This window comes from Mesorhizobium loti (assembly GCA_014189435.1).
In the GTDB taxonomy this organism is placed as follows: domain Bacteria; phylum Pseudomonadota; class Alphaproteobacteria; order Rhizobiales; family Rhizobiaceae; genus Mesorhizobium; species Mesorhizobium loti_G.
This window is the reverse complement of record CP050293.1, coordinates 1,955,160-1,977,969: the sequence shown is the minus strand read 5'-3', so window position 1 is coordinate 1,977,969 and position 22,810 is coordinate 1,955,160. Positions and strand designations below refer to the sequence as shown.

General features: G+C 63.0%; 21 protein-coding genes, 2 tRNA genes and 1 pseudogene. 18 read left to right on the top strand and 6 right to left on the bottom strand.

Features of this window, described 5'->3' with window-relative positions; all coding sequences use genetic code 11:
* Positions 1–172 precede the first annotated feature (172 nt).
* The 8 genes and pseudogenes from HB777_09540 (at position 173) to HB777_09505 (ending at position 7,047) form a co-directional block, all read left to right on the top strand.
* A tRNA-OTHER gene (locus HB777_09540) sits at positions 173–246 on the top strand.
* A gap of 1 nt (position 247) precedes the next feature.
* A tRNA-Leu gene (locus tag HB777_09535) sits at positions 248–313 on the top strand.
* Positions 314–688: 375 nt separating this feature from the next.
* A complete protein-coding gene (locus HB777_09530) occupies positions 689–1,831 on the top strand; it encodes a slipin family protein (GenBank protein QND64128.1) in 1,143 nt (380 codons plus the stop codon).
* Positions 1,832–2,064: 233 nt separating this feature from the next.
* Positions 2,065–2,346: an acyl carrier protein gene (locus tag HB777_09525; protein ID QND64127.1), complete on the top strand. Its 282-nt coding sequence runs from the start codon at positions 2,065–2,067 to the stop codon at positions 2,344–2,346.
* Between the two features lie 115 nt (positions 2,347–2,461).
* Positions 2,462–3,652: a beta-ketoacyl-ACP synthase gene (locus tag HB777_09520; GenBank protein QND64126.1), complete on the top strand. Its 1,191-nt coding sequence runs from the start codon at positions 2,462–2,464 to the stop codon at positions 3,650–3,652.
* Positions 3,653–3,703: 51 nt separating this feature from the next.
* On the top strand, positions 3,704–4,981 hold the full coding sequence (locus HB777_09515) for a beta-ketoacyl-ACP synthase (GenBank protein QND64125.1): 1,278 nt from the start codon (positions 3,704–3,706) through the stop codon (positions 4,979–4,981).
* Positions 4,982–5,017: 36 nt separating this feature from the next.
* Positions 5,018–6,047 (top strand): annotated as a pseudogene (locus HB777_09510) (zinc-binding dehydrogenase).
* 13 nt (positions 6,048–6,060) lie between these two features.
* Positions 6,061–7,047 (top strand): lipid A biosynthesis lauroyl acyltransferase, encoded by a 987-nt coding sequence (locus tag HB777_09505; GenBank protein QND68718.1) that lies wholly within the window; start codon positions 6,061–6,063, stop codon positions 7,045–7,047.
* Between the two features lie 217 nt (positions 7,048–7,264).
* Here the strand turns inward: HB777_09505 and HB777_09500 are convergent, their stop codons facing one another.
* Both HB777_09500 and HB777_09495 read right to left on the bottom strand, forming a co-directional pair.
* On the bottom strand, positions 7,265–8,107 hold the full coding sequence (locus HB777_09500; GenBank protein ID QND64124.1) for a hypothetical protein: 843 nt from the start codon (positions 8,105–8,107) through the stop codon (positions 7,265–7,267).
* Positions 8,108–8,315: 208 nt separating this feature from the next.
* Positions 8,316–8,744, bottom strand: coding sequence for a L,D-transpeptidase (locus HB777_09495; GenBank protein ID QND64123.1), 429 nt, complete (start codon positions 8,742–8,744; stop codon positions 8,316–8,318).
* Between the two features lie 222 nt (positions 8,745–8,966).
* On the opposite strand from HB777_09495, the gene HB777_09490 reads away from it, so the two are divergent.
* The 5 genes from HB777_09490 (at position 8,967) to HB777_09470 (ending at position 15,578) form a co-directional block, all read left to right on the top strand.
* Complete coding sequence (locus HB777_09490; GenBank protein ID QND64122.1) at positions 8,967–10,247, top strand: acetylornithine deacetylase/succinyl-diaminopimelate desuccinylase family protein; 1,281 nt, start codon at positions 8,967–8,969, stop codon at positions 10,245–10,247.
* 164 nt (positions 10,248–10,411) lie between these two features.
* Positions 10,412–11,890, top strand: a complete 1,479-nt coding sequence (locus tag HB777_09485; GenBank protein QND64121.1) for an ABC transporter substrate-binding protein — start codon at positions 10,412–10,414, stop codon at positions 11,888–11,890.
* A gap of 255 nt (positions 11,891–12,145) precedes the next feature.
* The gene (locus HB777_09480) at positions 12,146–13,093 is read left to right on the top strand and encodes an ABC transporter permease (GenBank protein ID QND64120.1); all 948 of its coding nucleotides are present in this window, start codon (positions 12,146–12,148) and stop codon (positions 13,091–13,093) included.
* Positions 13,090–13,959 carry an ABC transporter permease gene (locus HB777_09475; GenBank protein QND64119.1) on the top strand — a complete coding sequence of 290 codons (870 nt, stop codon included), beginning with the start codon at positions 13,090–13,092 and terminating at the stop codon, positions 13,957–13,959. The genes HB777_09480 and HB777_09475 overlap by 4 nt, the downstream gene beginning before the upstream one ends.
* Positions 13,956–15,578 (top strand): ABC transporter ATP-binding protein, encoded by a 1,623-nt coding sequence (locus tag HB777_09470; protein QND64118.1) that lies wholly within the window; start codon positions 13,956–13,958, stop codon positions 15,576–15,578. The genes HB777_09475 and HB777_09470 overlap by 4 nt, the downstream gene beginning before the upstream one ends.
* 4 nt (positions 15,579–15,582) lie before the next feature.
* Here HB777_09470 and HB777_09465 read toward each other — a convergent pair whose 3' ends face one another.
* Positions 15,583–16,068, bottom strand: a complete 486-nt coding sequence (locus HB777_09465; protein QND64117.1) for an NUDIX domain-containing protein — start codon at positions 16,066–16,068, stop codon at positions 15,583–15,585.
* Positions 16,069–16,112: 44 nt separating this feature from the next.
* Entirely contained in the window at positions 16,113–16,544 is a 432-nt protein-coding gene (locus HB777_09460) for a hypothetical protein (GenBank protein QND64116.1), read from the bottom strand.
* Between the two features lie 149 nt (positions 16,545–16,693).
* Here HB777_09460 and HB777_09455 point away from each other — a divergent pair, with 149 nt between their 5' ends.
* From HB777_09455 to HB777_09440, 4 genes are all read left to right on the top strand, one after another.
* Positions 16,694–17,479, top strand: coding sequence for a TSUP family transporter (locus tag HB777_09455; protein QND64115.1), 786 nt, complete (start codon positions 16,694–16,696; stop codon positions 17,477–17,479).
* A 52-nt stretch (positions 17,480–17,531) separates the two neighbouring features.
* On the top strand, positions 17,532–17,702 hold the full coding sequence (locus tag HB777_09450) for a DUF2207 domain-containing protein (GenBank protein ID QND64114.1): 171 nt from the start codon (positions 17,532–17,534) through the stop codon (positions 17,700–17,702).
* Positions 17,703–17,804: 102 nt separating this feature from the next.
* Positions 17,805–18,635, top strand: a complete 831-nt coding sequence (locus tag HB777_09445) for a helix-turn-helix transcriptional regulator (GenBank protein QND64113.1) — start codon at positions 17,805–17,807, stop codon at positions 18,633–18,635.
* 72 nt (positions 18,636–18,707) lie between these two features.
* Positions 18,708–19,127 carry a glyoxalase gene (locus HB777_09440; protein QND64112.1) on the top strand — a complete coding sequence of 140 codons (420 nt, stop codon included), beginning with the start codon at positions 18,708–18,710 and terminating at the stop codon, positions 19,125–19,127.
* A 279-nt stretch (positions 19,128–19,406) separates the two neighbouring features.
* Here the strand turns inward: HB777_09440 and HB777_09435 are convergent, their stop codons facing one another.
* Entirely contained in the window at positions 19,407–20,882 is a 1,476-nt protein-coding gene (locus tag HB777_09435; protein QND64111.1) for a cobyric acid synthase, read from the bottom strand.
* A complete protein-coding gene (locus tag HB777_09430) occupies positions 20,882–21,496 on the bottom strand; it encodes a transcriptional regulator (protein QND64110.1) in 615 nt (204 codons plus the stop codon). The genes HB777_09435 and HB777_09430 overlap by 1 nt, the downstream gene beginning before the upstream one ends.
* A gap of 144 nt (positions 21,497–21,640) precedes the next feature.
* Here HB777_09430 and HB777_09425 point away from each other — a divergent pair, with 144 nt between their 5' ends.
* Positions 21,641–22,807, top strand: coding sequence for an acyl-CoA dehydrogenase (locus HB777_09425; protein QND64109.1), 1,167 nt, complete (start codon positions 21,641–21,643; stop codon positions 22,805–22,807).
* Positions 22,808–22,810 lie beyond the last annotated feature (3 nt).

The window sequence follows — 22,810 nt, the reverse complement described above, 5'->3', positions numbered from 1 at the left end:
AAGAAGCCGCAAATCCGCCGCGACAATGCCGCTTGCGACAACCCGTCGCAGGAGCTATAGGCGCGCTCCCGGTCACGAGAACCGAAGTGAGCACAACGGTTGGAGCTTTCGTCTCCGCCCGTGCAGGCGGCTTTGCCGCCCTGTATACGGCGCCGCTTTGGGGATTGGGATCGCGGATGTAGCTCAGCGGAAGAGCGCCGGATTTGGGTCCGGAGGTCGGGGGTTCAATTCCCTTCATCTGCACCACGGATAGCTCAGTTGGGTAGAGCATCAGATCGAGAATCTGACTGTCGAAGGTTCAAATCCTTCTCCATTGGCTGATAAGCCAGCACCCTGCCACGGTGTTATCTGAAAACGGTCCGGGGACTGGAATGCTGAAGATCTGACGGACGGCACAAACCTTCGGGTGCGGGCCGTATCGAAAGGTCCGACGCCATCGGCTCGCGGCCAGGCCCGCGGTGACGATCAAGGCGCAGTGTCGCCGGCAAGGGAGGCCAAGGCTTCCGGCGCCCGCTTCGCTGCCCCGCGATCCGCTCCCGAAGGCCCGCTACGGATTGATGCCACCAGTCCCCGCATCATTCGTGCCCGGGCGATGACGCAAGACGACGAAGTGAAACGAGAAACGAAAAGGACGATCGACGCATGATTTGACGCCTCGCATGGGGCCATGCCCGACAGGAGTAAGACAATGACCATTCTCGACAAGGTTCTTGGACGCGAGCGCGTCCTCGTTAGGGAAAACGAACGTGCCCTCACCCTCCACAAGGGTGAGATCAAGGCTGTCCTGATGCCGGGCGAACATTGGCTCGCCAACCGGCGCGGCAGCCTCGAAGTGTCGCGGCACGATCTGAAGAACCCGGAATTCGTTTCGGCATACGAGAAGGCGTTGTTCGACAAGCTCCCGGATGTGGCCGCGCGTCATTTCACCGTTGTTCGCACCGGACGCACGGATGTTGCCGTCATCGAGCGTGACGGCAATCTGCACGCCGTTCTGGCGCCGGATCGCAAGCTGGTGCTGTGGACGGATGCCGGTCCGTGGAAGGTGACGCTGATCGACACGTCAGTCGATCTCGCCATCGATGCGGCGGTCATGCGCCGGCTCGGCCAGGCCCGGAAGGCGGAATTGATGTCCGTCCATCCGGTCGTCGACGGTCAGGCCGGACTGCTCTTCATCGACGGTGTCCTGGTCAGGACGCTGACGGCGGGCGTGCATGGCTTCTGGAACGTCGGACGCATGGTGCAGATCAAGGTCGTCGACCTCAAGCGCCAGTCGCTCGACGTTGCCGGGCAGGAAGTGCTGACCAAGGATCGCGTCACGATCCGCGTCAACATCGCCGCCGAATACCGGGTCGTCGATCCGGTCAAGGCGGTCAGCATGGTGAAGGACTTCTCCGAAGCCCTCTACCGCGCCCTGCAGTATGCCTTCCGCAAGACGCTTGGCGCGCTGACGCTCGACCAGATCCTTGAAAAGAAGGTGACGATCGACGAGGAGGCCGCCGGCAAGGTCCGCGCCGACATGGCCGAGATCGGAGTAGAGGTCAGCGATATCGCCCTCAAGGATGTCATCCTGCCGGGCGAGATGCGCGAGATCCTCAACCAGGTGGTGTCGGCCGAAAAGCAGGCCGAGGCCAACATCATCCGCCGCCGCGAGGAGACGAACGCCACGCGTTCGCTGCTCAACACGGCCAGGGTGATGGCGGAAAACCCGGTGATGCTGCGGTTGAAGGAGCTCGAGGCTCTGGAAACCATCGCCGGCAAGGTCGAGCGGCTGACCGTCCACAACGGAACGGGCGGGCTGCTGAACGACCTGGTTAAGCTCCGCGACAGCTGATGCATGTCGCCCAAAAGTGGTTCCGGTTTTGGGAAAACGACGTGCATCGAAACAAAGACTGACGTAACGTCAATGGAAGGGCCGCCGGGTCGACCGGCGGCCCTTCTTGCGTTTCCTCGGCACCCTACCCATCTGCGCCCGGCGTATCAGGCCTTTTCCTGCCGGGAAAAACCGATTAGACAGCGCCCAAACAAGATGCGGACAGATTCCGCCCGCAACCGAAGGAAAAGCCCTTGTCCACCACGTTCGACAAAGTCGCCAAGATCATTGCCGACACCAGCGAGATCGATATCGACACCATCACGCCCGAAAGCCACACGATCGACGATCTCGGCATCGACAGCCTCGATTTCCTCGACATCGTCTTCGCAATCGACAAGGAATTCGGCATCAAGGTGCCGCTGGAAAAGTGGACCCAGGAGGTCAATGACGGCAAGGCTTCGACCGACGATTACTTCGTCATGAAGAACCTGTGCGCCAAGATCGACGCGCTGGTCGCCGCCAAGACCGCTTGACGTCAGTTGAGCGCACGATCTTGACGCGCTCTGCGCATGACCCCGAAAATCGGCATCGATTTTCGGAAAGGATCATGCGCAAAGTCAAGAAACAACCTGACCCACAAAGCCGCCCATGAGCAGCCCCCGCGACGTCGTCATCACCGGTATCGGCCTTGTCTCCTCGCTGGGGGAAGGTCCTGATACCCATTGGCAAAAGCTCGCGCAGCCGGGCCTGCAGCCGATGCTGGAAACGGCGCGCTTTGCGCCCTACACCGTCCATCCGCTGCCTGAGATCGACTGGAACCTGCAGATCGCCAAGCGCGGCGATCAGCGCCAGATGGAAACCTGGCAAAGGCTCGGCACCTATGCTGCCGGCCTTGCGCTGGACGATGCCGGCATCAAGGGCAATGACGAACTCTGCGCGACCATGGACATGGTTGTGGCCGCCGGCGGTGGCGAGCGCGACGAGGCGGTCGATGCCGCCATTCTCGCCGCTTCGGAAAGCCGCAATGACCGCGATGTGCTGCTCAACGAGAAATTGACCACTGAATTGCGGCCGACACTGTTCCTGGCCCAATTGTCCAACCTGCTCGCCGGCAACATCTCCATCGTCCACAAGGTCACCGGCTCGTCCCGAACCTTCATGGGTGAGGAAGGTGCCGGCGTTGCCGCCGTCGAGACCGCCGCCGCGCGCATCCGCTCGGGCCAGTCGACGCATATCCTGGTCGGCGGCGCCTTCCAGACCGAACATTCCGACATGCTGCTCGGCTATGAGCTTGCCGGCTATCTGCATCGCGGCGCGTGGAAGCCGGTCTGGCAAAGACGGGGCGCCGAGGGCGGCGGCGTTGTGACCGGATCCGGCGGCGCATTCCTGGTGCTGGAGCAGCGCGAACACGCGACAAGCCGCGGACGAAAGATCTATGCCGAGCTCGGGCCGGTCGTCTCCGGCCGCGCCAGACGGCCACGGGGAGAACTCGACGCCGAGATCGCCGCGCTGCTTAACCAGGCTGCATTGCCGAACGGCAAATTGCTGGCCCTGTCGGGCGCATCGGGGGCGCATGCGGCGACATCAGCCGAGAAGGCAGCGCTCGATGCCAATCCGGCGATCGCCGCGCGCGGCTTCTCGACGCTAACCGGGCACATGAAGGAAGCGCAGTTTCCCTTCGCCGTGGCGCTGGCGGCACTCGCCGTCGACCGCAAGGCCGCATACCCTGTTTTTGATGCCGCAGCCGAGACGCCATACGAAGGCGTTCCCGCAGCCGTCCTTGCAACGGCGATCGGCTATCACCAATTCGAAGGCATGGCGCTGGTCAACGCCGCCTGAGGCGGTGCTCCACGATCCATGCTGCAACGATAAAAGGTCGAGGGCTACCGGATGGCCAATCTAAACGATCACATGGGCAGGCCGATCGTCGCCGTCACCGGCATCGGCGTGGTGACCTCGCTTGGCGTCGGCAAATCAGACAATTGGGCGGCGCTGACCTCCGGCAAGTCGGGCATTCACCCGATCACCCGCTTTCCCATCGATCAACTGAACACCCGCATCTCCGGCATGGTCGATTTCCTGCCGTCGAGTTCGAAAGGTGCCAGCCCGCTCACCTATGAGCTGGCCGAGCTTGCGGGCCTCGAAGCGGTGACCGAAGCCGGTCTTGATTCCAGCGATTTCGGCGGACCGCTCTTCCTCGCATCGCCGCCGGTCGAACTCGACTGGGCCGAGCGCTTCTCGCTCTACAATTCTGACAAGGACAAGGATGACACCGCCGCCGAAAGACTGCTTCGGGTCGCGCGTAGCTTGAAAGAGCTGGATATTTTCGAGACCACCCAGTTCGGTTCGATCGCCGACCGCCTTGCCGACCGCCTTGGCACACGTGGTCTGCCAATCACGCTGTCGACGGCTTGCGCTTCAGGTGCCACCGCGATCCAGCTCGGCGTCGAGGCGATCCGACGCGGCGAATGCGACCGAGCGCTATCGATCGGCGCGGACGGTTCCGCGACCGCCGAGGCATTGATCCGTTTCTCATTGCTTTCGGCGCTCTCCACGCACAACGACATTCCCGAAAAGGCATCGAAGCCCTTCTCCAGGGATCGCGACGGCTTCGTGTTGGCCGAGGGATCCGGGGCACTGGTGTTGGAATCGCTTGAGACGGCATTGGCTCGCGGCGCGACTATTCTCGGCGTCCTGGGCGGTTGCGGCGAGAAGGCCGACGACTTCCACCGCACCCGCTCGAAGCCGGACGCTTCGCCGGCCATCGCCGCGGTTCGCGCCGCCCTCGCCGATGCCGGCCTGAGTGAAGACGAGATCGACTATGTCAACGCCCACGGCACGTCGACTCCGGAGAACGACAAGATGGAACATCTGGCGCTCTCGACCGTGTTCGGCGAACGGATCGGCTCGATGCCGGTTTCGTCGAACAAGTCGATGATTGGCCACACGCTGTCGGCGGCGGGCGCGGTCGAGGCGGCGTTCTCGCTGATGACGATGCGCGAAAGCGTCATTCCGCCGACCATCAACTATGACAATCCGGACCCCGCGATCGTGCTCGACGTGGTGCCGAACAAGAAGCGCAATGCCGAGGTTCGCACCGTTCTGTCGAACTCCTTCGGCTTCGGCGGCCAGAACACTTGCCTTGTCATGGCGCGGGAACCGGTCTAAGCGACCTTTTTCAGCCAGACTGAACCGACAGGCCCCATGCGCGCATTGCAACTTATAGAGGACCGCCGTCTTGAGACGGTGGACCTGCCGCCTCCCCCCACCGCCGGCACTCGGCGAAGTCACGCTGCGCATCAAGGCGGTGGCGCTGAACCACATCGACGTCTGGGGCTGGCGCGGCATGGCCTTCGCCAAGCGCAAGCTGCCGCTGGTCGTTGGCGCGGAGGCCTCCGGCGAGGTCGAGGCGGTCGGCCCAGGCGTTTCCAGCCTGCTGCCCGGACAATTGGTGTCGATCTACGGCGCACGCACCTGTGGCCTTTGCCGCGCATGCCGCGAAGGCCGCGACAATCTCTGCGAACATGTTTCGGGCGTTCACGGCTTCCATCTCGACGGTTTCGCGCAGGAGAAAATCAACCTGCCGGCCCGCCTGCTAGTCCCTGCTCCGCCCGGCGTGACCGACATCGGTGCAGCGGTGGCGCCCGTCACCTTCGGCACCGTCGAGCACATGCTGTTCGACAACGCCAGGCTGCAGCCCGGCGAGACCATCCTCATCCATGCCGGCGGATCCGGCATCGGCTCGGCGGCCATCCAGCTGGCCAAGCGAATGGGCTGCACCATCATCACCACGGTCGGCTCGAACGACAAGATCGACAAGGCCAAGGCGCTCGGCGCCGACCATGTCATCAACTATCGCGACGACCGTTTCGAGGGCGTCGTGCGCAAGCTGACCAAGAAGAAGGGCGTCGATGTCGTCTTCGAACATGTCGGCGCCGACACCTTTGCCGCCTCGATGCTGTGCCTGAAGCGTGGCGGCCGCCTGGTGACCTGCGGTTCGACCTCCGGCGTGTCGACGCAGATCAATTTGATGCAGCTGTTCCAGCAGCAACTGAAACTGCTCGGTTCGTTCGGCTGCCGCATGGAGAACATGGCCAACGCCATGCAGAAAATGGCGGCGGGACAGGTCTCACCGGTCATCGACACCGAAGTCGACTTCGACGGTATCGATGCCGCGCTGAAGCGCATGGAAGGCCGCGACGTGTTCGGCAAGATCATCCTGCGCGTCGGCTAGAGCCTTGACCTCTGTGTTCAAGAAGTTCCGCCGGGACCTCAAATTTCGTTACGGCAGGCAGCTGCGCCAGCTCAATTACTGGCTGGTGGCGCGCGCGGCGATGATGATCATCTCGGTTCTGCGCCTGTTGCCGGCCGACAGTGCGCTGAACTTCGCCGACCGGGTCGCGCGCCGCGTCGGCCCCCGGGTGGGCCGCCATCAGGTCGCCGTCGACAATCTGCGCAACGCCTATCCGGAAAAAAGCGAAAGCGAAATCCAGGCGATCGCCTCCGACATGTGGGGCAACATGGCTCGGCTGGCCGCCGAATACATCTTTCTCGACGCCCTGTTCGACTACGATCCCGCAGCCAGCAAGCCCGGCCGCGTCGAGGTCGGGGGAATAGAGCATTTCGTCGAGATCGCCGGCGAACAGAAGCCGCATATCGTCTTCACCGGCCATCTCGGCAATTTCGAACTCTTGCCGGTGGCGGCAGCGACCTTCGGCATGAATATCACGGCGCTGTTTCGCCCGCCCAACAATCCCTATCTCGCCGACTACATCCTGTCGACGCGCCGTTCGACCATGGGCTCATTGCTGCCATCGATGGCCGGCGCCTCATTCGCGCTGGCAGGGGTTCTGGAGAATGGCGGCAATATCGGCATCCTTGTCGACCAGAAATTCTCCAACGGCCTGGACACGACATTCTTCGGCCGTCCCTGCCAGAGCAATCGGGTGTTGGGCACCCTTGCCCGTCACTACGACTGCGACGTCTATCCGGCGCGCTGTGTCAGGCTGCCAGGCAACCGCTTCCGGCTCGAGATCGAAGACAAGCTCACCTTGCCGCGCACCGCTGACGGCAGCGTCGATGTCCATGCCACCACCCAGTTGCTCTGCGACGTGGTCGAACGCTGGGTACGCGAAGACCCGGGCCAGTGGATGTGGTTCCACAAGAGGTGGGAGATCGGCGGCGGGCGGAGAAAGCGGCCTTCGCAGGCAAAGGCGCCGGTCGCCGGCGCCTGAGCTCGTTCATCGGCGAGGCCTGCCCATGCACTGCACGCAATTCATGGGTCAGCAAGCAATAGCCAGCCATATCCCTCTCGTTGCCGCAGCGTCCCAGCGAGGCCAGCGGCCCACCGCCGCACGGGGGCGGATGTGCACAAAAGGGAAAAGCCGCGAGGATTGCTCCCCGCGGCTTTCTCCAATCGATCTCTGTGCCGGCCTGGAAAGCCTGCCTATGTCAGATCCCCGGCAACGGCAAGATGAAATTGGGCCGATAGGTGTCCATCGTGGCGCCGTTGCGGTCTTCCTCGAGCAGCGTGTTCGAACCAAAGCTCGCGCGCAGGCCGATCAGGTATTTGTGGATGTTCAGATCAGTGCTCGCAATTGACATGTGATCCAGCTGATAGCGTCCAAACACCGAGAACGGCGTACCGGAGAACCGGTAGTTGGCCTGCAGCGCCGCGGTAATGGTGTTGAGATGATCGCCGAACCCTGACAGTCTCGCAAAGCCAAGCTCGCCGTCGAAGCGAAGATTGTCCTGGGCGAAGTAGCGCACCACGGCGCGGCCGCCCCATTGGTCATAATGCTCGGATTCGCCATTGGCCCGTAGCTGGCCGTAGTAAATCTGGCCATAGACGGTCACGTTGCCGAAATAGGCCTGGGCTTCGGGGCCAACCGTGAAGTTGTAGATCTTCGGACCGCCAATGTCCCCGCCGTAGCGTGTGAAGGTCGCGAACCCGCCAAGCGCATAGCTGCTCGGGTCGCGCCAGTAGCCGTGGACCGCGCCACCATAACCATAAAGGTTGCTGCCCTCGACCCAAAGCGAATCTATGTTCGCGTCGGTCTGGATGTTCCAGCGCGCGTCGATCGGGAAATTGACCCGGCCCGCACCGCCTGCTCCCCTCGCCGAGAGGTGTCCACCGTCGGCCGACAGGTACAATCCGCCGAGATAGGCTTCGACATAGCCGGAAATATGCGGCTGAGCGAGTTCCTGATCCATGACGATCGGCGTCACCGCGTCAGCGGCGAAAGCCGAAGTCGCTGTAGCGGCAATCGCCGCCCCAAGAAGAAATCTGTACATCAAAGCCCCTCGAAAATTAGCTGAATCGCATCTACCACAACCGCGCTCGTCGAAAGAACATTCACGAGGCGAAAGTGACGTAGCGGCACCGTTTCCATATCGGTGCGCTATTCCTGCAACATTTTCCGGGCGAAACGCCCGGGATGAAGGCAACCGAATCTGATCCCACCGCGAAAGATCACGGTGGAATCAACAGCCGGGCAAAGCCTTAGTTGGTGACGACAATGCGCGTGTTGCCGAAGCCCACTTCCCGCACCATCGAATAAAACGCTGCGGCATTGGCCGTGTGCAGTCGCACGCAACCATGCGACGCCGGGCTGCCAAGTTGCCTGACGGCGCCGGTTCCGTGGATGGCATAGCCGCCATGGAAGAACACGGAATAGGGCATAGGCGACATATGATATTTGCGCGAATACCACATCCGGGCCGTACGCTGCGGCCGATAGGTGCCGCGTGGCGTGAAATAGCCGGAACGCGCGGTGGAGACACTCCACCGATAAACCGACAGACCATATCTGACCGTCATCGTCTGCGACGACACGTCTATATTTGCAACGAGGCTGGCTGCCCAGCCTTGCCCCGAAGCACCGAACAGCATCGCGACGAACACGGCCGCCATGAGAACTGTCTTTTTCATGTGATCAAACCCCTTTGATTGCCCCTTACTTGCCTGCCCTCACGTTGTTTTTCATCTTTTTAATGGCAGGTGAACGGGGTAACACACACTCCTTGACCAATTCGCCAATCCAAAGCAGCGAATTTGAACGATTTCCCGCGATAGTTGCCGCAACGACACGCCGCACGGGCTTGATCATCGGCGGGCTTGCAAAACCGCTGATATCGCTGCTCAACTCCGCGCATGAACGAGCGACTCCTCCAGGCAATCGATGACAGGCGCGACGATGTCGTCGCGCTGACCGCCGAGCTGATCCGTTTTCCGACCATCAATCCACCCGGCGAGGCCTACCGGCCATGCGCCGAATATCTCGGTGCGCGGCTGAAGAAGAGCGGTTTCGAGACCGAATTCATCCGCGCCGAAGGCACGCCCGGCGACACCGACCGCTACCCGCGCGTCAATGTCGTTGCCCGTTTCGACGGGAGATCGCCCGGCGCCTGCGTCCACTTCAACTCGCATATCGACGTGGTCGAAGCCGGCGACGGCTGGACCGTCGATCCCTTTGCCGGCATCGTCAGAGACGGCAAGGTCTATGGCCGCGGCGCCTGCGACATGAAGGGCGGCCTTGCCGCCTCGATCATCGCCGCCGAAGCCTTCCTGGAAGTGTTTCCCGACTTTCCCGGCGCCATCGAAATATCCGGCACCGTCGACGAGGAGTCCGGCGGCTTCGGCGGCGTCGCCCATCTGGCCAGGCTCGGCTATTTCTCAAAACCCAGGGTCGACCACGTCATCATTCCCGAGCCGCTGAACAAGGACCGCATCTGCCTCGGTCATCGCGGCGTCTGGTGGGCGGAGATCGAGACCAAGGGCGAGATCGCGCATGGCTCCATGCCGTTTCTCGGCGACAATGCGGTGCGCCATATGGGCGCCGTGCTCAGGGCTTTCGAGGACGAATTGTTCCCCGCGCTCGACCGCAAGATGACGCGCATGCCGGTCGTGCCCGAAGGAGCAAAACGCTCGACCATGAACATCAATTCGATCCATGGCGGCCAGACCGAGGATTTCCGGCCCGGCCTGCCCTCGCCCAACGTGCCCGATTCCTGCCGGCTGACCATCGATCGCCGTTTCCTGCTCGAGGAGGATCTCGACACCGTCAAAGGTGAAGTGACCGGCATTCTCGACCGGTTGAAGCGCGAGCGGAAAAAATTCGACTACGAAATCCGCGACCTGATGGAAGTGCTGCCACTGATGACCGAGCGCGACGCGCCGGTGGTCAAGGCAGTTGCGCAAGGCATCATGGCGATCTTCGACCGCGAACCCGACTATGTCATTTCGCCCGGCACCTATGACCAGAAGCACATTGCCCGCATCGGCCATATCTATGATTGCATCGCCTATGGCCCAGGCATTCTCGACCTCGCCCACCGGCCGGACGAATGGGTCGGGATATCGGACATGGTGGAATCGGCCAAGGTGATGGCGATCGGGCTCAACGTGCTGCTGCGCGGCACTGCCACGGGATAAGGCGCGCACGGCGACAAGCTTCGACCTGCCGATGCGGCCCGCCAGGACAAAAACATTCCCGGCCACGCCGGCGGGCAGAACGAAACGCAATTTACTCCGCGGCGAAATCACGCTTCTATCGCCCGGGTTTAAGCACGTGTCTGAAACGCATGGGGAGTTGCACGATGAAATTGTGGAAAACCATCCTGGCCGCCGCAGTGCTGTCACTGGCCGCCGGCAGTCAGGCGTTTGCAGCGCGAACCGACCTGGTCATCGGCATTCCCCTCGAACCGCCCCATCTCGATCCGACCGCAGGTGCTGCCGCGGCAATCGACGAGGTTCTCTACGCCAATGTGTTCGAAGGCCTGACGCGCATCGGGCCGAATGGCGAAGTGCTGCCGGATCTGGCCGAAAGCTGGACCATTTCTGATGACGGCAAAATCTACACCTTCAAGCTGCACACCGGCGTCAAATTCCACGACGGCACAGACTTCGATGCCAGCGACGTGAAATTCTCGCTCGACCGGGCCCGCGCCGACAATTCAGTCAACGCGCAAAAGGGCCTGTTCGCGGCCATAGACAAAGTCGATGTCGTCGATCCGGCAACGGTCAAGGTGACGCTGAAGAACCCGCAAGGCTCCTTCCTTTACAATATGGGCTGGGGCGACGCGGTGATCGTCGCGCCTGAGACAGCCGAGACCAACAAGGAGAAACCGATCGGCACCGGCCCGTTCAAATTCCAGAGCTGGGCCAAGGGATCGTCGATCACCCTGGTCAAATCGGACACTTACTGGGGCACGCCGGCGTCCCTCGACAAGGCCGAGTTCCGCATCGTGCCGGATGCCGCCGCCAACGTGCCGGCGCTGCTTTCCGGCGACATCCAGGCCTTCCCTTTCTTCGATCCAGACAGCCTCGCGCAGGTGAAGGACGACCCGCGTTTCAAGGTGGTGGTCGGCTCGACCGAGGGCGAGACCATCCTGTCGATCAACAACAAGAAGCCGCCTTTCGACAAGCTGCAGGTGAGGCAGGCGATTTCCTACGCGCTCGACCGCAAGGCGATCATCGACGGCGCCTCGGCCGGCCTCGGCCTGCCGATCGGCTCGCATATGTCGCCGGCCAACAAGGACTATGTCGACCTCACCGGCCGCTATCCGCATGATGTCGCCAAAGCCAAGGAATTGCTGAAGGAAGCAGGCCTCGAGAACGGCTTCAAGGCGACGCTGAAACTGCCGCCGCCCGGCTATGCCAGGCTGGGCGGCGAGATCATCGCCTCGCAGCTTCGCGACGTCGGCATCGATCTGGAAATCATTCCGGTCGAATGGGCACAGTGGCTGGATCAGGTGTTCACCAAGAAGGATTACGACCTGACCATCGTCTCCCACACCGAACCCAACGACATCGATATCTATTCGCGCAAGGATTATTACTTCAACTACGACAATCCGGCCTTCGACAAGGTGATTGCCGATCTCGGTGTCACCTCCGACGAAGCCAAGCGCAAGGAATTGCTGGGGCAGGCGCAGAAGATCCTGGCCGACGATGCCGTGGTCGGCTTTCTCTACGAATTGCCGAAGGTCGGCGTCTGGGATGCCAAACTGCAAGGGTTATGGGAAAACGCTCCGATCCAGGCCAACGACCTGACCAAGGTGAAGTGGAGCGAGTGAGGTCGTTGGCCAAAACGCGACGCTTGCGTTCCTTCGCGCCCCCCTCTGCCCTGCCGGGCATCTCCCCCTCCAGGGGGGAGATTGCGCTCTCATCAAAGCTTTCGCCAATCATCATCGACGCATTTGTGGCGCCAACGTTGAAATTGCCAATCTCCCCCTTGAGGGGGAGATGTCCGGCAGGACAGAGGGGGGCGCCACAGAACGACACCGTCACCTGTTGTCTGCCCCCGGCAACGCAGCCGTCCCTCACCTTCCATGACCGCCTACCTCCTAAAACGCCTCGCCATCGCCATCGCCACGCTGGTGCTGGCCTCCATGGTCGTGTTCGCCGTCCTGGAGATCCTGCCTGGCGATCCGGCGCGGCTGATGCTGGGCATGAACGCCAGTGCCGATCAGGTCGAATTGCTGCGCAACCAGATGGGCCTCAACGCGCCGCTGGCTTGGCGCTATCTGCACTGGGCCGGCGGCCTGCTCAGCCTCGATTTCGGCCGCTCCTACACCTATTCGGTGCCGGTCATCGATCTGGTGCGCGAGCGGCTTGCCGTCTCGCTGCCGCTGGCGCTGATTGCGCTTGCGCTCTCCACCATCATCGCGATTCCCGTCGGCCTGTTTTCCGCCAGCCGGCGTGGACTGGCCGGTGATACGATTTCCATGGGCGCCGCACAGCTCGGCGTCGCCGTGCCCAATTTCTGGTTCGCGCTGATGCTGATCTATGTCTTCGCCGTCTGGCTGCGGCTGGTCCCTGCCGGCGGCTTTCCCGGCTGGAACGCCGGTATCTGGCCAGCCTTGAAATCGCTGCTGCTGCCGGCGGTGGCGCTTGCCTTGCCGCAAGCGGCGATCCTGGCGCGCGTCACCCGATCGGCGCTGATCGAGGTGCTGAACGAAGACTATATCCGCACCGCCCGCGCCAAAGGCCTGCCCTATCGCACTGTCTTGTGGCGGCATGCACTGCGCAACGCCATGATCCCGGTGCTGACCATCCTCGGCCTGCAGTTCGCCTTCCTGCTTGCCGGCACCATCATCATCGAGAATGTCTTTTACCTCCCCGGCCTCGGCCGGCTGGTGTTCCAGGCGATAACCCAGCGCGACCTGATCGTCGTCGAAAGCGTCGTCATGCTGCTGGTCGCCGCCGTCATCGCCGTCAACCTCCTCGTCGACCTTTCCTATGCGGTCGTCGATCCGCGCCTGAGAAGCCGGCAATGACGCTGCACATCGACATCCCTGAGGAGACGTTCGGCAGCATCCTGGCCAAGGCTTTCAGGAACACCGCCTTCGTTACCGGTTTCGTCATCACCTTGCTGATCCTGGCAATGGCAATCGTCTCCTATGCCTGGACGCCCTACGACGTCACGAAGCTGGTGATATCGGACAAGACGCAAGGTCCCTCGCTGGCGCACTGGTTCGGCACCGATCATTTCGGCCGCGACATCCTGTCGATGGTCATGGTGGGCGCCCGCAATTCGATCGCCGTGGCGCTGGTCGCAGTCGGCATCGGCATGGGTGTCGGCGTGCCGCTCGGCGCCTTTGCCGCGGCACGCGGTGGCCTCGTCGACGAGGCGCTGATGCGGCTGAACGACCTCGTCTTCGCCTTCCCGGCACTGCTGTCGGCGATCATGATCACCGCCATATTCGGGCCGGGCGCCGTCAACGCCATCATCGCCATCGGCATCTTCAACATCCCGGTCTTTGCGCGTGTCGCCCGGGCCGGCGCGCTGGCGATCTGGCCGCGCGAGTTCATTCTTGCCGCGCGCGCCGCCGGCAAGAACAGCACCCAGATATCCATCGAGCATGTGCTGCCCAACATTGCCACGCTGCTTCTGGTGCAAGGCACCATCCAGTTCGCGCTGGGCATCCTGGCCGAGGCCGGGCTTTCCTATCTGGGCCTGGGTGCGCAGCCGCCGATGCCGAGCTGGGGCCGCATGCTGTTCGACGCGCAGACCCGGATGGTGGTGGCGCCATGGATGGCGATCTTTCCAGGCATGGCGATCGTTGTCGCCGTGCTGGGGCTGAACCTCCTGGGCGACGGCATCGCCGACATCCTCGATCCGAAATCGCGGCGGCAGCGATGAGCCTGCTCGACATCGAGAACCTGTCGCTGACCATCGGCGACACGCAGATCCTCAAGGGCATGGAGCTTTCCGTCGCGCCCGGTGAGGTGATGGGCCTGGTTGGCGAATCCGGTTCGGGCAAGTCGATGACCGCGCTGACGGTGATGCAGCTGCTGCCCCATGCCGCGCGTGCCACCGGGCGCGTCACATTCGACGGCATCGACATCCTGGCAGCAACCGAGGACCAGATGTGCGCGCTGCGCGGCGACGACATCGGCATGGTGTTCCAGGAGCCGATGACAGCGCTCAATCCGGTCAAGACCATCGGCGAACAAGTTGCCGAAGGCATACGCTGGCACACCAAGGCCAGCCGCGCCGAAGCCGAAGACCGGGCGCGAAAAATGCTCGACCGTGTCGGCTTGCCCGAAGCGAAATTCCCAATGTCGCGCTATCCGCACGAACTGTCCGGCGGCCAGCGCCAGCGCGTCGTCATCGCCATCGCTTGCGCGCTGAAGCCGAAGCTGCTGATCGCCGACGAACCGACGACGGCGCTCGATGTGGTGCTGCAGGCACAGATCCTCGACCTGTTGCGCGACCTCGTCGCCGAAAGCCGCATGGGCCTGCTCCTGATCTCGCACGACCTCGCCGTGGTGACCGAGATGGCCGACCGCATCACCATCCTGCGCCACGGCGAGGTGATGGAAGCCGGTGACACGGCACGCACGCTGTCCCAACAGCTCCACCCCTACACGCGCCAGCTGGCGCAGGCCTCGATGCATGTGCCGGCGCGCGCCAGGCCGCATGGCATCGAGATGGCCCGACCTTTGCTTCAGGTCGAGGGCGTGACCCGCGACTATCCCGGCCGGCGCACCTCGCTGTTCAAGCGCGCTCCTGGTATCCGCGCCGTCGACGATGTCTCGCTGTCGATGGCGCCGGGTCAGTCGGTGGCGCTGGTCGGCCGCTCCGGTTGCGGCAAGTCGACGCTCGCCCGCATGATCCTGGCGCTGGACCGGCCAAGCTCGGGCACGATCTCGTTTCGCGGCGGGACCATAACCGGTAAGAGCGAAGCCGAGCTAAAGCCGGCGCGACGCGACATGCAGGTCGTTTTTCAAGATCCCTACGGATCCTTCGACCCGCGCCAGAAGGTCGAAAAACTGGTCGCTGAACCCCTGCATGTGCTGGAGAAAAAGCCGACGCGCGCCGAACGCCGCGAGATGGTGGCGCATGCGCTGCACGAAGTCGGCCTCGGCATCAGCGACATGGACAAGTACCCGCACGAATTTTCCGGCGGCCAGCGCCAGCGCCTGTCGATCGCCCGCGCCATCATCACCCGCCCCAAGCTGGTCGTCGCCGACGAGGCGGTCTCGGCGCTCGACGTCTCGATCCGTGCCCAGATCCTCGATTTGTTCGCGGAACTCAACCAGAAGCTCGGCATCGCCTATCTCTTCATCACCCACGACCTGACCGTCGCCCGCGCCATCACGGACGAGGTGCTGGTCATGCATGACGGCAAGATCGTCGAGCGCGGCAAGACAAACGAGGTGCTCGATCACCCGCAGTCCGAGGCGGCCAAGGCGCTTGTCACCGCAGCCCCTGATCTACACCGGGCGATCGCTCGGCGGATGCAGGAGCAAGGTTAACCTCTCAGGTCATCTGGAATTTTCCGGTGGCCTTGAACCGGAGATAGGCCTCGACGCTGCGCGCCATGTTGGGCAGCATTTCGGGCAAGCAGCCCGGCGCGAACCAGCCGACAGCACTGCTCTCGTCATCGGTGACGGCCGGCTCGCCTTCAAAGGAGCGTGTGTAGAACATCAACGCGAAGAACTGGGCGCGGTCGCCATTCGGAAACTGGAAGGTTTCATAGCGCGGGTCGCAGCCGAACCCGAATGGTTCGACGTTGCTGACGATCAACCCGGTTTCCTCAAGTACCTCCCGGATCACCACCGCTTCCAGGCCCTCGCCTTCCTCGGCATTGCCGCCAGGCAGGCCCCACAGGCCAAAATCGGTCCGTTTCTGCAACAGGATGCGGCCGTCGGCGCGCTCGACAACAATGCGCGCGCCCGGCATCAGCACCAGGCGACTCCCGATCAACGCCCGCAATTGTCCCAGATAGCTGTCGGCAAAGGTCATTTAGACGCCCCCTCGGCGCAAGCGAACCGTTGCAAAAGCATACGTCAGCCTTCCGGCTTCACCACATCGACCGGGCTGATGTCGAGCAGGTCGAGTGTGCGGCGCAGCAGGCGCACTTCGCTCTCGGCCAATTGCAGATCCGCCTTGGCGATCTCCGCCATATGTTGGGCCAATTGCTTGCGCCGTTCGACGTCGAGATCGCGAAACAGCGCGATGGCCTGCGAGCCATTGGTCTCGTAGCCGAACTCGTTGAGATATTCGATGACGCTGTCGATGCTGCTTTCCGCAATGCCGAATGCATCCTTGCAGATGCGCCGGAAGGCCACCATTTCGCTCTCGCTGACCGATCCGTCGGCCAGGATCATGCGAAACAGCATCAGCAGTTCCGCCGACAGGACAGGATCGTCCGCCACCTTGCGCACGCCCGGGTCGCCGTCGAAGATCTGACGTATCTGGTCCAGCAATGCGAATGCCATCAGGAGCCTCTTTCGGGTTAACTACAGACAAACACAAATCCAAGCGCGATGCGCTTGGATAGAGGTAGCGCGGAATCGACCTTGCGCAAACAGGGCGGTCGTGGTCGAACGCCCGCTATCTCAACCGGCCGACCTCCTCCATACATCAGATGATCGACCTTAGCATCCAGACCGTCGCCATGCTCGCTTTCGCCGCCTTTGCCGCGGGCTTTGTCGATCCGATCGCCGGCGGCGGCGGTCTGATCACGGTGCCGGCGCTGCTGCTCGCCGGCTTCACGCCGGTCCAAGCGCTCGCGACCAACAAATTGCAAGGCATGTTCGGCTCGGGCTCGGCGACCATCCACTACGCATCGAAGGGTCATGTCGACCTGCGACGGCAATTGCCGTCGGCGCTTTTGGCCCTTGTTGGAAGCGCCATCGGCGCCTTGCTGACGACGATCGTGCCGGGTGACATTCTGCGGGCTGCCTTGCCCATGGTGCTGATTGCCATCGCGCTCTATTTCGCGTTCAAGCCCAACATGAACGATGTCGATCGCGCCGAGCGCCTGTCGCCGTTCCTGTTCGGGCTGACCCTTGTGCCCGCCATCGGCTTCTACGATGGCCTGTTCGGGCCAGGTGCGGGCTCCTTCTACATGCTGGCCTTCGTGGCACTTGCCGGCTACGGCGTGCTCAAGGCGACCGCGCACACCAAGCTGCTCAACTTCGCCTCCAACATCGGCGGCTTCATCGTCTTCGCGGCCTTCGGCGTCGTCTACTGGAAGATCGGCCTGATCATGGGCGTTGCCCAGTTCCTCGGCGCCCGCGTCGGCGCCAGCCTGGCCATGCGCATCGGCGCAAAACTGATCAAGCCGCTGCTGGTGATCGTGTGCCTGGCGCTTGCGGTAAAGCTGCTGGCCGACCCTGCGAACCCGCTGCGGGCCTTGATTGGTGTGTGATCCCGCGCCCTGATAGAATGCCGCTGTTCGAATCATGTTGGAGGAGCCACACATGAATCTTAGCGCACCTACCCAGATCGTTTTTATCATCTCCGTTGTCATCGCCATCATCGGCGTTCTCGCCGCGCTTGGCGTTCTTGCGTTCATTCCACTCGCATCGGTGTGGATTGTTCTTATTGCTTTCATCGTGCTTGCCGGCGGCTGCTTGATGCGCGGCGCCTGACCATTTCCCTTGAAGTGGGGACGAGGAGCGCCCGGCCAAAAGCCGGGCGCTTTTGATTCCGGCCCCGGGTCTGCTAGATTTGACTTGGCGCAAGGATGATCGATGCCAGTCGAGATGCAACCCCGGCAAGAGCAGGACCAATCCGTCGCCGGGCGGTTTGAGATGCGCCGGCGCCTGCCCGATCCTCGACTTCAGGGCATTGTGTCCGACATTTGCGGTTATCGCGAAATGACGCCCGGCCATATGCGCAACGTCGAATACGCGTCGCTCACCGTACCGCTGGTCATCAGCTTCGCCGAACCCTTCGCCATCGGCCTCGGCAAGGCGCCCGGCGATAATGACCGCTTCGCCAGTTTCGCCGCAGGCCTCTATGCCGGACCGGTGGTGATCGAATCCTTCGGCGGCGCCTGCTGCGTCCAGATCAACTTCACGCCGCTTGGCGCACGCCGTTTCTTCCGCCTGCCGATGAGCGAACTGGCCGACAGCATGGTCGTCCTCGACGACGTGCTTGGCGCGCAAGGCTTGGCGCTGCGTGAACGGCTGGGCAACGTGCCGGACTGGGCAACGCGTTTCGACATGGCCGAAGCCTTCGTCACCGCCCGTCTCGAGAACGCCGCGGAAACGCCGCTCGAAATCGCCTGGGCCTATGACCGCATCATCACATCCGGCGGCCGGACCCGCATTGCATCGATCGCCGAAAGGCTGGGCTGGAGCCGCAAACATCTCGCCGCCGGTTTTTCCAACGCCATCGGCATCGGCCCCAAGACACTGTCGCGCATCGTCCGCTTCAACCGGGCGCTCGGCCTGGCGAGGCAGCCGGCGGCCGACTGGGCGGATATAGCCGCCGATTGCGGCTATGCCGACCAGGCGCATCTGGTGCGCGAGTTCCGCGATCTCGCCGGCGAGACGCCGACCGGAATCTCGGCCAGGTAACATTTCTTCAAGACGCTGGAGCGGCCTTTCCCCACAGTGGGGCATCGACCAACCCCACTGAAGGAGATCGACATGACCACCACCACCGAAGCGCCCCGCCTGTACCCCGCCCTACGCTACAGGAACGCGGCAAAAATGATCGACTGGCTGGGCGAGGCTTTCGGCTTCAGCGTCCGTGCCCGCTATGGCGAAGGCGATGTCGTGCACCATGCCGAGCTGGTCTTCGGTTCCTCGATGATCATGCTGGGCACGGTGCGCGACGACGACTATGGCAAAATGGTCGGCGAACCCGGCACAGGCGGCGGCAAGTCGATCTACATTGCCGTCGATGATGCCGATGCCGCCTATGCCAAGGCCAGGAAGGCCGGCGCCACGATCATCCAGGAATTGACGAACCGCGACTATGGCAGCCGCGAATTCATCTGCCGCGACCCGGAAGGCAATGTCTGGTCGTTTGGGACGTATTGGCCGAAGGCTGGGGAGAAGGGCTGAACCGGTAGCGCTGCGAGTTCGAGATTGGCCGGAAGCGCCCCCACCTTCGTCATCCTAGGGCGAAGCAGGAGCGAAGCTCCGTCGCGAAGACCCTAGGATCCATTCCGTGACCTTTATCGAAGGACGCAGCGGAGCAGAATTCTGAACCGTTGCAACGCCTTAACCTCACGGAATGGATCCTCGGGTCTGCGCTGCGTCGCTACGCTCCTTGCTCCGCCCGTGGATGACGACGCGGGGGGCGTTTATCGCCAATTGCCAAGGTTGTTCGCCAGCGCGCCCCTACCTAGCCAGCGCAAAGATCGCGTCGCAGTCGAGATGGGTCTCCAGCTCGGCTGCGACCTCGTCCAGCGCCCGCTCGACCTCGGCCCGGTAGTCGATGCCACCGCCCTTGATGCCGAGGCTTTCGAGGAATTTTCCGCGAAAGCCGTCGGCGCCAAACAGACCGTGCATATAGGTGCCGATCACCTTGCCGTCGGCCGACACTGCGCCGTCATCGACACCATTTATGACAGCGGAAGGCCGCAGCGTATCCGGTCCGGTGGTGCGGCCGAGATGGATTTCATAGCCTTCGAGCGGCAGGTCGAACTGTACCGAACGGGCGCTGACATTGCGCACCGTCTTTTCCGGCTCCATCACCGTTTCGATGTCGAGCAGGCCGAGCCCTTCGGCTTCGGTGACGCTGCCTTCGATGCCGTCGGGGTCGCGCACGATACGGCCGAGCATCTGGAAGCCGCCGCAAATGCCGACGACATGGCCGCCGCGCTTGGCGTGCGCAAGAAGGTCGCGATCCCAGCCGTTCTCTCGGAACTTCAGCAGATCGCCGATCGTCGACTTCGAGCCTGGAATGACCACCAGCCCGGCATCGGCGGGCAGCGGCTTTCCCGGCGGCACGAACACCACCTCGACCTGCGGTTCGGCCTTGAGCGGGTCGAGATCGTCGAAATTGGCGATGCGGCCAAGCACCGGCACGGCCACCTTCAGCGCGCGCGTCTGACCTGACGCCAGCCGTTCCAGCACCACCGAATCTTCCGAAGGCAGGCGTGCCGCCGCCTTCAGCCATGGCACGACGCCGAAACAGCGCCATCCCGTGAATGCCTCGATCGACTTCAAGCCGTCGTCGAACAGCGAAACGTCGCCGCGAAACTTGTTGATGAGGTAGCCGACGATCATGCGCCGGTCCTCCTCCGGCAGGATCAGATGCGTGCCGGCAACCGAGGCGATGACGCCGCCGCGATCGATGTCGCCGACCAGCACCACAGGCACATCGGCGCGCGTGGCAAAGCCCATATTGGCGATATCGCGGCTGCGCAGGTTGATCTCGGCCGGCGAGCCGGCGCCCTCGACGATGACGAGATCGGCGCCCTCGCCGACCTTGCCCCAGGAGTCCAGAACGGCATCCATCAGCCGGCCCTTCATCGCCTGGTAGTCGCGCGCCCGCGCTTCACCGAACACCTTGCCCTGCACGATGACCTGCGCGCCGACATCGGTCTGCGGCTTGAGCAGCACCGGGTTCATGTGGACCGAGGGCGCCACGCCACAAGCGATCGCCTGCAGCCATTGCGCGCGGCCGATCTCGCCGCCGCCGGCATTGTTGTCGCCCGGAATGTCGGCGACGGCGGCATTGTTCGACATGTTTTGCGGCTTGAAGGGCCGCACCTTCAGGCCACGCTTTTTTGCCGCGCGGCAAAGGCCGGCAACCAGCACCGTCTTGCCGACATCGGAACCCGTGCCTTGCAGCATGATCGCTTTGGCCATCAGCCCCTGCCCTGCGCCACGGTTCCGGTGATGTTCGATTTTGCCGCCAGCGGCCCGCCACGCCAAATGTAGAGCGCCAGCAATGGGTCTTTGCCTGTGCGCATGGCGTGATTGACGTTGGATGCGTGGTGGACGACCTCGCCGACCGTGCGCATGCAAAAGCCGCTCTCGCCCATGCGCCATTCGGTGCCGCCGGTCAGCGGAATGTAGATTTCCTCGGCGACGTGATGGTGGTCGGGATAGACGATATCGGGTCCAAGGATCAGCAGGCCGGCGGCGACCGCGTCATTGGCGAAGTGGCCTCGGGTGCCGAACACTTCCAGCCAGCCGTAATTGTCGATGAACTCCTTTCCGAAATCCGCCTCGCTATATGTCTGCCCCCAGCGGAAATCATTCCGACGCTCGGAAAGCAGTTGCACCAGCGGCTTGGCATCCGGCGGCGCCAGTTCGGCGGCGCGATCGAGATGGCGCAGGCAGGCAAGCGGATGCGGCTCCAGCGTGCGGGCCGGCATGTCCCAGCCGATCCGCGCCACGGCATCGCGCACCAGGGCGTGATCGACGGACGCAAGGTATGCGTGGAACTGTCCCAGCAGTTCATCGAATTTTGTCGTCACATCGTGCTCCGGACATGCATTGGTGCACAGCCGCTCCGCGAAGGGTCGGGTTGCGCGGCGGCATCATTGGTCTAGATTGGTGCGCGCGCAAAGCCAAAAACGACAGGCCAGCGAGCTAGCTGGCCAGCACATAGGGAGCACGCCATGGACGCCGCGGTCGATGCGAGCACCAGCCAGTTCGAACTCAACGAGGAGCAGCGTGCCATCCAGGAGATGGCGCAGGCCTTCGCTGCCGACCGCGTCGCGCCGAACGCACTCGACTGGGACCGCAACAGGCATTTCCCGGCCGACGTGATCCGCGAGACCGGGCCGCTCGGGCTCGGCGGCATCTATATCAGGGATGATGTCGGCGGTTCGGCACTTGGCCGGCTCGACGCCGTGCTGATCTTCGAGGCGCTGTCGCACGCCGATCCGGCCTTTTCGTCCTTCATCTCGATCCACAACATGGTGGCCTCGATGATCGACCGTTTCGGCAATGACGAACAGCGCCAGCGCTTCCTGCCAAAGCTGACCTCGATGGAATGGCTGGCGAGCTACTGCCTGACCGAGCCGGGATCCGGCTCCGACGCTGCCGCGTTGAAGACGCGCGCGGTGAAGAGCGGCGGCGACTATGTGCTGAACGGCACCAAGCAGTTCATCTCGGGCGCCGGCGACAGCGATGTCTATGCCGTCATGGTGCGCACCGGCGCGGACGGGCCGAAAGGCATTTCCACCATCGTCGTGCCGAAAGATGCGCCCGGCCTCTCCTTCGGCGCCAACGAGCACAAGATGGGCTGGCACATGCAGTCGACCCGCCAGGTCATTTTCGAAGATTGCAAGGTGCCGGCGGAGAACCTTTTGTCCGGCGAAGGCGCCGGCTTCGGCATTGCCATGGCCGGCCTCGACGGCGGCCGGCTGAACATCGCCGCCTGTTCGCTGGGCGGCGCGCAGTCGGCGCTAGACAAGGCGCTCGCCTACACCGCCGAGCGCAAGGCCTTCGGCTCGAAGATCAACCAGTTCCAGGCTTTGCAGTTCAGGCTGGCCGACATGGAGACCGAGCTGCAGGCGGCGCGTATCTTCCTCTATGCCGCCGCCTCAAAACTCGACCGCAAGGCGCCGGATGCCGGCAAATGGTCGGCGATGGCCAAGCGCTTCGTCACCGATACCGGCTTCAACGTCGCCAACGATGCGCTGCAACTGCTCGGCGGCTACGGCTACCTGCACGACTACGGCATCGAGAAGCTGGTGCGGGACCTGCGCGTCCACCAGATTCTCGAAGGCACCAACGAGATCATGCGCGTCATCATCGCGCGAGCGCTGATCGGCCGCTGAAGC

Excerpts from the sequence above, each read along its gene's own strand:
- HB777_09530 (QND64128.1), top strand. The coding sequence starts at position 689 with ATGACCATTCTCGACAAGGTTCTTGGACGCGAGCGCGTCCTCGTTAGG.
- HB777_09520 (QND64126.1), top strand. The coding sequence starts at position 2,462 with ATGAGCAGCCCCCGCGACGTCGTCATCACCGGTATCGGCCTTGTCTCC.
- HB777_09515 (QND64125.1), top strand. The coding sequence starts at position 3,704 with ATGGCCAATCTAAACGATCACATGGGCAGGCCGATCGTCGCCGTCACC.
- HB777_09500 (QND64124.1), bottom strand. The coding sequence starts at position 8,107 with ATGTACAGATTTCTTCTTGGGGCGGCGATTGCCGCTACAGCGACTTCG.
- HB777_09495 (QND64123.1), bottom strand. The coding sequence starts at position 8,744 with ATGAAAAAGACAGTTCTCATGGCGGCCGTGTTCGTCGCGATGCTGTTC.
- HB777_09490 (QND64122.1), top strand. The coding sequence starts at position 8,967 with ATGAACGAGCGACTCCTCCAGGCAATCGATGACAGGCGCGACGATGTC.
- HB777_09485 (QND64121.1), top strand. The coding sequence starts at position 10,412 with ATGAAATTGTGGAAAACCATCCTGGCCGCCGCAGTGCTGTCACTGGCC.
- HB777_09480 (QND64120.1), top strand. The coding sequence starts at position 12,146 with ATGACCGCCTACCTCCTAAAACGCCTCGCCATCGCCATCGCCACGCTG.
- HB777_09475 (QND64119.1), top strand. The coding sequence starts at position 13,090 with ATGACGCTGCACATCGACATCCCTGAGGAGACGTTCGGCAGCATCCTG.
- HB777_09470 (QND64118.1), top strand. The coding sequence starts at position 13,956 with ATGAGCCTGCTCGACATCGAGAACCTGTCGCTGACCATCGGCGACACG.
- HB777_09465 (QND64117.1), bottom strand. The coding sequence starts at position 16,068 with ATGACCTTTGCCGACAGCTATCTGGGACAATTGCGGGCGTTGATCGGG.
- HB777_09460 (QND64116.1), bottom strand. The coding sequence starts at position 16,544 with ATGGCATTCGCATTGCTGGACCAGATACGTCAGATCTTCGACGGCGAC.
- HB777_09455 (QND64115.1), top strand. The coding sequence starts at position 16,694 with ATGATCGACCTTAGCATCCAGACCGTCGCCATGCTCGCTTTCGCCGCC.
- HB777_09450 (QND64114.1), top strand. The coding sequence starts at position 17,532 with ATGAATCTTAGCGCACCTACCCAGATCGTTTTTATCATCTCCGTTGTC.
- HB777_09445 (QND64113.1), top strand. The coding sequence starts at position 17,805 with ATGCCAGTCGAGATGCAACCCCGGCAAGAGCAGGACCAATCCGTCGCC.
- HB777_09440 (QND64112.1), top strand. The coding sequence starts at position 18,708 with ATGACCACCACCACCGAAGCGCCCCGCCTGTACCCCGCCCTACGCTAC.
- HB777_09435 (QND64111.1), bottom strand. The coding sequence starts at position 20,882 with ATGGCCAAAGCGATCATGCTGCAAGGCACGGGTTCCGATGTCGGCAAG.
- HB777_09425 (QND64109.1), top strand. The coding sequence starts at position 21,641 with ATGGACGCCGCGGTCGATGCGAGCACCAGCCAGTTCGAACTCAACGAG.